9 protein-coding genes are annotated in these 11,807 nt (G+C 49.4%); 3 read left to right on the top strand and 6 right to left on the bottom strand.

Annotated elements, in window-relative coordinates; all coding sequences use genetic code 11:
- Positions 1–23: 23 nt before the first annotated feature.
- Complete coding sequence (locus KNO90_RS12260; RefSeq protein ID WP_215113706.1) at positions 24–188, bottom strand: hypothetical protein; 165 nt, start codon at positions 186–188, stop codon at positions 24–26.
- Between the two features lie 45 nt (positions 189–233).
- Between KNO90_RS12260 and hemG the strand changes: the two genes are divergently transcribed.
- The 3 genes from hemG to KNO90_RS12245 all read left to right on the top strand — a co-directional run bounded on the left by hemG (position 234) and on the right by KNO90_RS12245 (position 3,121).
- A complete protein-coding gene (hemG, locus tag KNO90_RS12255; protein WP_353048495.1) occupies positions 234–1,667 on the top strand; it encodes a protoporphyrinogen oxidase in 1,434 nt (477 codons plus the stop codon).
- Positions 1,664–2,746, top strand: coding sequence for a TIGR04053 family radical SAM/SPASM domain-containing protein (locus KNO90_RS12250; protein ID WP_215113705.1), 1,083 nt, complete (start codon positions 1,664–1,666; stop codon positions 2,744–2,746). Before hemG ends, KNO90_RS12250 begins: the two co-directional genes overlap by 4 nt.
- A 72-nt stretch (positions 2,747–2,818) precedes the next feature.
- Positions 2,819–3,121, top strand: a complete 303-nt coding sequence (locus tag KNO90_RS12245) for a hypothetical protein (RefSeq protein ID WP_215113704.1) — start codon at positions 2,819–2,821, stop codon at positions 3,119–3,121.
- Positions 3,122–3,150: 29 nt separating this feature from the next.
- On the opposite strand, the gene clpB is transcribed toward KNO90_RS12245, so the two are convergent.
- The 5 genes from clpB to ligA form a co-directional block, all read right to left on the bottom strand.
- The gene (clpB, locus tag KNO90_RS12240) at positions 3,151–5,742 is read right to left on the bottom strand and encodes an ATP-dependent chaperone ClpB (protein ID WP_215113703.1); all 2,592 of its coding nucleotides are present in this window, start codon (positions 5,740–5,742) and stop codon (positions 3,151–3,153) included.
- Between the two features lie 19 nt (positions 5,743–5,761).
- Entirely contained in the window at positions 5,762–6,631 is an 870-nt protein-coding gene (locus KNO90_RS12235) for a DnaJ C-terminal domain-containing protein (RefSeq protein WP_214742730.1), read from the bottom strand.
- 140 nt (positions 6,632–6,771) lie between these two features.
- A complete protein-coding gene (locus tag KNO90_RS12230) occupies positions 6,772–7,944 on the bottom strand; it encodes a CamS family sex pheromone protein (RefSeq protein WP_214742729.1) in 1,173 nt (390 codons plus the stop codon).
- A gap of 130 nt (positions 7,945–8,074) precedes the next feature.
- Positions 8,075–9,562, bottom strand: a complete 1,488-nt coding sequence (locus KNO90_RS12225) for an LPXTG cell wall anchor domain-containing protein (RefSeq protein ID WP_215113702.1) — start codon at positions 9,560–9,562, stop codon at positions 8,075–8,077.
- Between the two features lie 243 nt (positions 9,563–9,805).
- The gene (ligA, locus tag KNO90_RS12220) at positions 9,806–11,800 is read right to left on the bottom strand and encodes an NAD-dependent DNA ligase LigA (RefSeq protein ID WP_215113701.1); all 1,995 of its coding nucleotides are present in this window, start codon (positions 11,798–11,800) and stop codon (positions 9,806–9,808) included.
- Positions 11,801–11,807 lie beyond the last annotated feature (7 nt).

The raw sequence follows: 11,807 nt of genomic DNA, 5'->3' as shown, positions 1-11,807 counted from the left end.
TTCAACCGGGTCATCTTATCATATTATCCGTCTGGCGGTCCATCATCTTTATACCAGTTCTCATCCGCCCAAATCATGGGTGGGGACTCCTCATCTCCCGTCAACTTTTCCCCATGTCGATTCATCGTCAAAATGAACCCGATTACACTTAGCACGACAAGCGCTGCAACGACGATGAAAGTAATCATTTCTCCGTCCCCTTTCTCATTCGTGACAAATTTGTCTAGAACTCCGTGACACTTATCCTATGTCTCCGTCAAGATTCTCGGTACCGTTACTATGACAATATTTTAGAGAAATGGGTGAATCGATTGAATCGTATCGCAATTATCGGAGGTGGCATCACCGGACTCGCTGCTGCCTATTACGCCAAACAAGCCGGGGCTCATGTCACCTTGTTCGAGTCGCAAGATCGTCTCGGTGGGAAAATCAAAACGTTCTATCGTGATGGCTTTACGCTAGAGACCGGACCTGACGGCTATATGGCTCGTAAACCAACGTTGACATCTCTCATCACAGAACTCGGACTAGAAGATCATTTGGTTCGTTCCAAAACAGGAACATCTTATATCTATGTCCGTGAACGGTTGAGACAAATGCCAGCTGGATCGGTCATGGGCATTCCAACTAAATTTTGGCCGATGGTCAAGACAGATCTTTTCACGTGGAAAGGAAAGCTTCGCGCGGGATTCGATCTTGTGATTCCACGCGTCTATACAGGAGAGGATATCTCGCTTGATCGTTTCTTTCGGACGCGACTCGGTTCAGAGGTCGTCGATACAATGATTGAACCGCTTTTGTCCGGGATTTACAACGGGACACTCGACGATATGAGCATCGAGTCTACTTTCCCTCAGTTTATCACGATTGAACAAAAAACTCGCAGTCTGATTCTCGGGATGAAGGCACTCACTCCTCCCGTTCAGGCTGGTGTGAAGCCTTCGGATACAGGTAAATTTTTATCCATCGACCAAGGACTCGGTGTGCTCGTCGAGGCACTTCGCCCTTCCATTGACCGACTCGAGTTACGAACGGTCGTGCAATCTGTCCGCCCACATGAGGTGACGTTGGCAAACGGGACGAGTGAATCGTTTGATGGAATCATCATGGCTACCTCTCCTCACGCTCTCGGTCCGCTACTCGGATTCCCGGAAGCTGAACGTTTATCCAATTTAAAAAGGACGTCTTCGATGACCGTACTCGCCGCCTTCGACGAAGCAGATGTTGATGCATTAGATGGAACCGGCTACGTCATCGCCAAATCGGAAGAAAATGCCTTGACCGCTTGCAGTTGGATGCATAAGAAATGGCCACATATGGCTCCTAAAGGAAAAGCATTGATTCGCATGTATGTCGGTTCCGAACATGTCCCGTCTCTCCTGCATGAAGAAGACCATGTGGTCGCAACCTTTGCTTTAAGTGAACTTCGACGTATCCAAAACGTTGGAACTCCCCTCTTCACGAAAGTCGAACGGCACGTTCAAACGATGCCACAATACGAGGTCGGGCATCAGCAGGACGTACGTGCTTTTGAAGAAGCACTTTTGTCATGGGATGGGGTAGAAGCATGTGGCGCCATTCTCCATGGAGTCGGGTTGCCAGACTGTGTCGATTCGGCGAAACGGGCAGTTGAACGCTTGCAACTCAAACAGGCGGTGACGGTATGAAACACATCGACTATCAAAAAAATCCCTTCATCGTCATTTGGGAAGTGACACGTGCTTGCGCCCTCTCCTGTGTTCATTGCCGAGCCGAGGCACAGTTTCACCGATATGAAAACGAGCTCGACACGGAAGAAGGAAAGGCACTCATCCGCGAGATTCATGCGATGGATAACCCGATTCTCGTCTTTACAGGTGGTGATCCGCTCATGCGTGAAGATCTATTCGAGTTGACCGAATATGCCGCTTCGCTCGGAATGCGCGTTTCCATGACGCCTTCTGCCACCCCTCGTGTCACGCACGACGCCGTGAAACGTGCGAAAGCGGCCGGTTTGTCACGTTGGGCATTCTCTATCGATGGTCCGGATGCACAGACACACGATTACTTTAGAGGAACACGTGGCAGTTTCGACCGTACCGTCCGAGGAATCTCTTACTTTCGGGAAGAAGGCATGTCTTTTCAAATCAACACGACGGTGACCGAGTATAACGTCGATCGCTTGCCCGAGATGGCAACACTCGTTGAATCACTCGGTGTGTCGGTATGGACACTCTTTTTCCTCGTGCCGACCGGGCGAGGCTCGCTGTTACAACCAATCTCTCCCGAACGACATGAAGAAGTGTTGAAATGGGCATTTGCATTACAAGAGACGGTACCGTTCATCATTTCGACAACGGAGGCCCAGTTCTATCGTCGGGTCGCGCGTCAAGAAAATCAGCGACGGAAACGAGCAGGACTTCCTCCAATTGGACATCCGCACGATGATTTGGCGAAGGCGCCTCGTGGGACGAATGACGGGAACGGGTTCGTCTTCATCTCCCATACAGGAGACGTCCAACCTTCTGGATTTTTACCCATCACCTGTGGGAACGTTCGAACAACACCTCTCGCGGACATTTATCGTCACCATCCGACGTTCAAGGCATTACGTGACCCAGATACACACCATGGAAAATGTGGGTATTGCGAATATCGTTATCTTTGTGGAGGATCTCGAGCTAGGGCATATGCGGTCACAGGCGACTTCAAGGAATCAGAACCGTACTGCATCTATCAACCAAAACGACCTCTCATTTCACAATAAAGATTCCCATTCATTTCCTCTCCATGTAAGATTGGATTATATAAATCTGATGGTGAGAAGGGAGTCATGTGGGTGCAGTCATTACCGATCGATGGATTATTTTATAGTGGGCTAGGTGCGATTTTCATCGTTACGGCTTTATTGGGATTTTGGATCAAGCGATGGACAAAACAAGTCATGATGGGGTTTTACACGCTACTCGCAACGAGTCTTGGCCTATTTTTTTGGCTACTGCTCTGGTTTCAGGAAGCGACACGCACTACATTCATGGGGACCATCCCATGGGTACTCAACTCCACTTTTGGAACGGTACTCTATCTCATCTTTATCGGCGTTAGTTTTCTGCTTTTGAGACGAAAACATCAACGTACATAAAAGAGGAATCCAATTGGATTCCTCTTTCCTTATGCATTGACCGTCGATGGACGTAACGTCAATTCCCCGTTCTCGACATCGATGACGACCGTTTGACCATCTTCGACATCTCCAGCTAGAATGCTTCGAGCAAGTTTCGTCTCGATTGTCCGTTGCACGTAACGGTTGATTGGACGGGCGCCGAATTGAGGTTCGTACGCCTCGTCGGCGACGAACGTTTTGGCTGCGTCTGTGATCTCGATATGAATCGAGCGCGTCGTGAGTCGTTCACTCATTCGTCCAACTGCTTTCTCGACGATTTGACCGATTTGATCTTTCGTGAGCGGATGGAACAGAATCGTTTCATCGACCCGGTTCAAGAATTCTGGACGGAAGTGGCGACGAAGTTTGTCGAGTACTTGACGTTCCTCCTCTTCATCAATCACACCATCCCTTGCTGCTTCGAGCAAGATGTCTGCCCCGATGTTCGATGTCATGATGACAATCGTATTTTTAAAGTCGACGATGCGGCCGTGCGAATCGGTCAATCGACCATCATCGAGCAGTTGCAACAAGATGTTGAAGACGTCCGGATGTGCCTTCTCGACCTCATCGAGTAAGAGAACCGAGTACGGGTTACGGCGAACCGCTTCCGTCAACTGTCCACCTTCCTCATAACCGATATAGCCAGGAGGTGCACCCACAAGTCGTGATACGGCATGTTTCTCCATATACTCGCTCATATCCAGTCGAACGATATGATCTTCTGAGTCAAACATCGCTTCCGCGAGCGCCTTCCCGAGCTCCGTCTTCCCGACCCCCGTCGGTCCGAGGAAAAGGAAAGAACCGATTGGACGGTTCGGGTCTTTGATACCGGCACGGGCCCGAATGACCGCATCGCTGACGAGACGAATCGCATCATCTTGCCCGAAGACACGCTTATGCAAGACCGATTCGAGATTGAGGAGTTTATCTCGCTCTCCTTCGGTCAACTTCGTCACCGGGATGCCGGTCCATTTCGAAACGACCTCGGCGATTTCTTCCTCCGTCACTTCTTCACGCACGAGTTCACGTGTCACCGAACTCGCCAACTGTTCCGCTTCTTCGAGTTCTCGCTCGAGTTCAGGGATTCGTCCGTATTTTAGTTCGGAAGCCCGGTTCAGGTCATAACGACTTTCTGCTTCTTGTAACTCGAGGCGTACCTTTTCGAGGTCTCCACGGATTTGCTGAACGCGGTGCGTCGACTCTTTCTCATTTTCCCAGCGAAGACGTAACGAGTCAGACTGTTCACGGAGCGATGCCAATTCTTGTTGGAGTGCTTCGAGACGTTTCATAGAAGCTGCATCGCTCTCTTTCTTAAGCGCCGCTTCTTCGATTTCAAGCTGCATGACCCGACGAACCAATTCGTCTAGCTCCGCCGGCATCGATTCCATCTCTGTCCGAATCATCGCACACGACTCATCGACAAGGTCGATTGCTTTATCTGGCATGAATCGGTCTGTGATGTATCGGTTTGAGAGCATCGCTGCCGCCACGAGCGCGTTGTCATGGATGCGTACCCCGTGGTGAATCTCGAAGCGTTCTTTTAAACCACGCAAGATAGAAACCGTATCTTCGACATCTGGCTCAGCGACGAGCACTTGTTGGAAACGTCGCTCGAGTGCCGGGTCCTTCTCGATATATTGACGATACTCGTCGAGTGTCGTCGCACCGATACAATGCAGTTCGCCTCGAGCGAGCATCGGTTTCAACATGTTACCGGCGTCCATCGACCCTTCCGACTTCCCTGCGCCGACAATCGTATGCAGTTCATCGATGAAGAGGATGATTGTACCTTCCGCCTCTTTCACTTCAGATAAGACAGCTTGAAGACGTTCCTCAAACTCACCACGGTATTTCGCACCGGCGACAAGCGAGCTCATATCGAGACTGAAGATCGTTTTGTCTTTCAAGCTCTCCGGTACGTCACCGCGGACGATTCGCTGAGCGAGTCCCTCGACGATTGCCGTCTTCCCGACCCCTGGTTCCCCGATCAAGACCGGGTTGTTTTTCGTTTTCCGGCTTAAAATCCGAATGACGCGACGAATTTCACTATCACGTCCGATGACCGGGTCGATTTTTCCTGTCTTCACTTCTTGAATCAAATCACGACCGTATTTCGTCAAAACATCATACGTCGCTTCCGGTGATTTGGATGTAATCCGACGATTCCCTCGTACGGCGACGAGCGCTTCACGGAGACGTTCTTCCGTGATACCTTTACGTTCGAGCATCCCCTGAGCCTGACTGCTGTTCAATAGAATGCCTAGTAAAATGTGTTCGACAGATACGTACTCGTCATTCATACCGGTCGCTTCACGTTCCGCCGTCGTTAGAACGTTTAGCAAAGAAGCCGAAATCATTGGTGTCGTCGGATTTTGAAGTTTTGGTGCATTCTTCAGAGAAAGCGCGACTTCGCCTTCAATCTCCGATACGTTGATCTCCATTTTTTGAAACAGCAACGGTGCAATCCCGTCTGTTTGTGAAATCATCGATGCCAATACATGCCACTCATTGATTTCGCTATGATGATACTGTTTCGCTAACGCTTGTGAACTGACAATGCATTCATGTGCTTTATCTGTGAAACGATTAAAGTCCATCACGATTCCTCCTTATCCGTTAACGTTCAATTTGCTCATAAATAGGACGATACGTCTCATCAAGTGGCAGGTCGACCTCAAGTTGGACGAACAAGTCCGACCGTACTTTTGAACCGGTCATGACACCGCGGCCGGGGATCCGCATCCGTTGTCCCGGACGGCTACCCGGTTTCACTTTCAACTTCACACGCCCCCCGTCAAGCGTGGCGATGATCACGCTCGCTCCATCTAAAAACTCGAGCGGTCGCAATCGCTTCACGGTCACGATATGTTCTCCTTCACGACGATACGTATCGTCATCGGCAAAGTGAAGTTCGACATACACATCGCCTCGGTTTCCCGATTGCCCGACGCGGCTACCTTTTCCTTTCAAACGTAGCTTCTGACCTTCATAGGCACCTTGTGGAATTTTGACATTCACGGTACCGGTTTGAAGGCGCAGACTCACTTTCGATTCCTTCGTCAATTGACTGAGCGGAATGTTGACGCGGACGGTCTCATCCAAGTCTTCCTCGACCGCTTGGTCAAAGAAACTACCGAACATGTCTTCAAACCCGAACGTACGCGAAGTCGTACGCGACCCGCCGCCAAATTGCCGGAATAAATCTTCAAACTGTGATGACCCTTCCCCATACGCTTCCCCACCGCCACCGAATCCTTGTCCGAACGATGGTCCATCCGGGCTACCGTACCGGTCATAATTCGCCTTTTTCTCCGGGTCACTCAGCACGTCAAATGCTTCTTGGACTGACTTGAATCGATCTTGTGCACCAGGGTCTTTATTGACGTCCGGATGGTATTGTTTCGCCAATTTTCGGTATGCGCGTTTAATCTCTTGCTCGGTCGCTTCCTTCGAGACACCGAGCTCGTCATAATAGTTTTTAGCCATAAAAGTTCACCTCACCTATCCCTTTCCCGTTTCTGTTAACTCTATTCTACTCAATTGGTCAAATAAGGTCAAAGATTATCCTTTCTCTTTTCATACGAAAAAAAGAAGAGATTCGTTTCAAAAAACGAACCCCTTCTCTCTTAGAAGTACACTTTTGGACTATCCATCCCGTCCTCAAATACAATTGTCACTTCAGGATCACCGCCGAGTGACGTGACGTTGATCCGGACCGGGACATTCCGGCTGTATTCCCAACGGTTTTCAAGCAAACCGACAACGTGTTGTGTGAATCCGACGAGTTCGGCACGACTATAAAATTGAATCGGAATATCAATTTCTAATCGCGATAAATCCCCATTTTGATAGAATCCTTTCCCAATCATTCCGCTATAGTCTGGGAAGAGATCGGCAATCCGGTCGCTGAAAAGCGTGAATTTCTGAGCGTCCTCACGCACGTCGTTTGTCGCTGCAGTCGATGGGAAGTAGTAATATTTCTCATCAATCGCCTGCCAGTCACCTGAGTTGACCTCGTTTCCCGTTCCGATAAATGCAGATTTGATATAGTTCCCCGGAGTCGGTGAACCTTGTGTCGACTTCATGTAGAGCGCGACATTGATGTCTAGCTCTTTAAAATCTTCACGCTTGCGTAGCTGGGAGACGAGTTCATTCGCCATACGTTCCCCTTCTGCGATCACTTTCTTTTGATCGAGTTTGACGGTATACGTCGGTCCATAATTTGGCGCTTGAAAGACGTACTCACGATTCAAAATGAGAGCGAATGATACGCCACCCAATTGGTATCCCTTATCCTCTTTCGTCATGTAGTTCTGTTCGACGATCGAAGCCAAATAAAGCGGTGACTTCTTATTCGCATCGACAAATTTGTCGTCCTCAACTTCTGCCTTCCCATTCGCATAAGCCGGGTTCAAAGGCGTCAACCCTTCTTTACTCTTATCTTTTCGCGCAAGTAATCGGGACACATCTTCTGCATTCAAAAGCTGTCCTTCCTGATAGGCGAATTTGTCCGGGTCAAACGCATCCGTCGAATGGCGCATGAGTCCAAGCTCGACTTCTTCAAGTTCTAGTGACGAACTGACCTGACGTTGAGCAAGTCCTCTTGCCGCAGCCGGTTTAAAAGGGATGACCATTTGATAATATGAGTCACGTGCTTCAATCGCTTGTGTGACGCCTTCCGCTGCAGTTTCTTCCCCAGTTGGTGTCGCTTCTTCTTCACCCATCGGTATTTTCATTGAACACCCACTTAACAATAGCGCCGAAGCGATTGTCGGGATGACGAGTTGTTTCCATTTCATCTATGTCTGACTCCTTTGAACGTCGTTTCCTATTTCACTTTGTCCATTATAACAAAATCGTTGCACGAAAAAAGTATCGAAGCGGAATCAGAACAAATCCCTCCTCGCATGAGCGAGAAGGGATGTCGATTTATGGTTTGGTTGACGGATGTTTGCGACGAATCAACAAGAGAAGTCCCGATGCAAAAAGGATTGTACCGACCATCGCCTGCCAAGTGTCATCCGTTTCACCGGTCATCGGAAGCAACTCTTGAGCATACACATCTGTTTCGTCGAGGAGTTCGACTGGAGTCGAGCCGTTCTCTTTGACGACTACTTGCACGACTGGTTTGTTGGTTTTCATGTCTTGTGACGGTTTTTCCATCTTTTGTTTCGGTACTTCTTCTTTAACCGGCACGGGTTTTTTCACGACGACCGGTACATCAACCATCCGTGTAATATTTACGCTTTCGTTCACATGAAAGCGAAATGCGGCATGTTGGATCAATTGTGCCCCTGCTCTTACGTCATAGGATGGGAGGAGGGGGAGTTCGAACGAAAATGTGACTTCTTCTTCAGGTCCGAGCCCATCTAGGAATGCAGGAATCGCTTCGACTTGCTTCACGAATCGTTCATTCGCCATTTGTTGTTCCTCTTTCGTCAAGGCACCGCTCGGCCATGTAAGCATGACGTCAGACAAGTATAATGTGATGTCCGATGTATTTCGGACAGTGTACATGTAGTGAACGGGTTCTCCCGGTTCTACGTTCGTCTTCTCACTCGTTGCATTCACTGTGAAGTCAGGTTGCTGCAAGAGAACGATTTGTTGACTTTCTGCCGTAATGACCCGGTCGAATTCATCGACTCCCGTCACCTGAAAGACACTTCCAATCTCAGGATGGGCATCGAACGAGTAATCGATCGGAATCATCAAGACTTCTGTCACTTCCACTCGTTCACCAGGAAGTAAACCATCCTCGCCAATCGATTCGGTGAATTGATGGATGACACGTTGGTTGAATGCTTCAATCGATAGATGAGACACATCCCCACTGATAAACGTATGGGACATATTTGTCACCTTCAGTGGCGCATCACCTGTATTCTCGATCATAAATGTATAGGAAATGTCACCCCCGACTACGGCCCGGTCGACTCCAGCGATATTCATGGCTTCAATGGTCAGTTTCGGTAGCATCGGTTCAGCCATCGGTTCCTCGGCGACTGGTTCCGGTTCTGCTTCAACCGGTGGTGTCACTTCTTCTACTGGTTCTGGTTCCGTCGTAACAGGAGGTTCAACCACTTCAACGGGATATGCTTCCGTGATGGTGTTCGGTATAAACGTATACGGCACACCTTCCGCATCATAGAGCGTGACGATGTCAATCAATGTGTCGTCTACCGACTCCGCATCAATCATGAAACGCCAAACGTCTGCTGATTCACGGACTCCATAATACGTGATGTCTTCGTAGACAAGACTTGCTTCATATAGTGTTTCTATTTCCTGATCCGTTAGATTCAGTTGGATATAACGAAATGTTGTCGTGTCAGCATGAACGATATGGATGGTGAAAAGAGGTGACAAAAATATGAGGGTGATGAATACGGCAACGAAGCGCTGGATGTTATGTGTCATGATGTTGGTCCCTCCTCTAAGGTGAAAACAGGCGCTCAAATCGATGTCGTGTCGATGTCGAACTTTCACCACGTAGAGGAATGAGAGGGATGTGTGTGTGAAAGTCCTGATGTCTAAGGGTTCTCTCGCAAAAATATATTAACATTTTGATTTAGTTAATCTATACCCCTCGAACGCTTGTGCGAACCTGCTCAATCCCATTTATTTCCGAAAAAGCAAAAAACGTTCGCCGAAGCGAACGTCTTACGCTTGTTCATGTAAAAAGTCGAGCAGTTTTGCCTCATCCCATACTTCAATGCCAAGAGATTCGGCCTTCGCCAGCTTCGAGCCCGCCTTTTCACCGGCCACGAGCAAGTCTGTGTTCTTACTGACACTTCCCGTCACACTCGCTCCGAGGAGTTCAAGCTGTTTCCCGGCTTCTCCACGTGTCATCTCGTGTAACTTTCCGGTCAATACGACCGTCTTTCCAGAAAGCGGTGCCCCGTCAGTCACAGGACGTTTTGCTCCTTTAAAGGATAAGTTCACACCTGACTCGGCCAATTCTCTGATGAGTTCACGCGCTTCCGGTTTTTCGAAGTAAACGACAATCGATTCCGCCATCTTCGTCCCGATGCCATCGATGGATGTCAATTCTTCGACCGTCGCATCGATGATCGCATCCATCGTCTCAAACCGTTCTGCAATTAAAGAAGCGGCTTTTTGACCGACGAGTCGAATTCCGAGGGCAAACAGTACACGTTCGAGCGAATTTTGTTTCGACTGTTCGATTGCAGAAAGGAGATTCGTCACCGATGTCTCTCCCATGCGCTCGAGTGCAAGCAAATCGTCACGGTTCAAGCGATACAGGTCGGCCACGTTGTGCACGAGTCCTGCTTCGTGAAGCTGCGTGATCACTTTTTCGCCGAGCCCATCGATATTCATCGCTTGTCTCGATACGAAATGAATGAGTCCTTCGAGCAGTTGTGCCGGACACTCCGGATTGACACAGCGATGATCTGCCTCGTCCTCGAGTCGAACCAGTTCAGATCCGCACGCCGGACAATGCGTCGGAAATTCAATTACCCGCTCTTCGCCGTTTCGTTCACTCGCAAGTGCCGATACGACGGCAGGAATGACGTCTCCAGCTTTTTTGATGACGACCCGATCACCGATATGAAGATCTTTTTCCTTTATAAAATCTTCATTGTGAAGTGTCGCATACGTCACCGTCGATCCTGCTACAGACACTGGGGCAAAGCGGGCCCGCGGTGTGACTTTCCCCGTCCGTCCAACACTGAAGTCGACGTCCTCAATCGTCGTCACGACTTCTTCTGCCGGGAACTTATACGCGACGGCCCAGCGTGGACTTTTCGCAGTGAACCCCAGTTGTTCCTGCTCTTCATATCCTGCGACTTTGATGACGATCCCATCGATTTCATATGGGAGTTCACTTCGTTTCGTCACATACGTTTCGATATAATCCCACAGCTCATCTGCCGTCTGGCACGTCGTATAGTCCCCGCTCACCGCGACACCAAGTCGTTTCAAGTAGGTTAGTGATTCGTCATGTGACGCGACGAGATCGTCTTGCGATACTAAACCGTATGCGAAAAACGCCAAGTTTCTTGACGCCGCAATTTTCGAGTCGAGTTGTCGAAGTGATCCGGCCGCCGCGTTTCTCGGATTCGCAAACAATGGCTCGCCGACACGTTCCCGTTCATCATTCAACTGCTCGAACGAACGTTTCGGCATATACGCCTCACCTCGCACTTCAAACGTGACGTCCTCGTTCAATCGAAGTGGGATGGAACGAATCGTCTTCAAGTTTTGCGTGATGTCCTCACCTGTCGTCCCGTCTCCGCGCGTCGCGCCACGGACGAGACGACCATTCTCATATTTTAACGAGACAGCGAGGCCATCAAATTTGAGTTCCGCCACGAATGTCGGTGTGTACCCGAGGTCTTTCACGATTCGCTCTACCCACTCCACGAGTTCCTCTTTCGAGAAGACGTTGCCGAGCGAGAGCATCGGTGTGTCATGTGTCACTTTGACGAATGCGTCGAGTGGCGCTCCTCCGACGCGTTGCGTCGGAGAATCCGGTGTTCGAAGTTCTGGGTAATCAGTCTCGATTTGAATCAACTCATTCATCAAACGGTCGTATTCGGAGTCCGGTACGCTCGGACGGTCGAGCACGTAATACTCGTAACCGTAGTGATTTAACGTTTTACGTAGCTCTTCTACGCGTTCTGCCATCTCCATATTGTCA

It is taken from the genome of Exiguobacterium sp. s63, assembly GCF_018617335.1.
GTDB lineage: Bacteria > Bacillota > Bacilli > Exiguobacteriales > Exiguobacteriaceae > Exiguobacterium.
The sequence above is the reverse complement of the archived record's forward strand: the minus strand, read 5'-3'. Positions and strand labels throughout refer to the sequence as shown.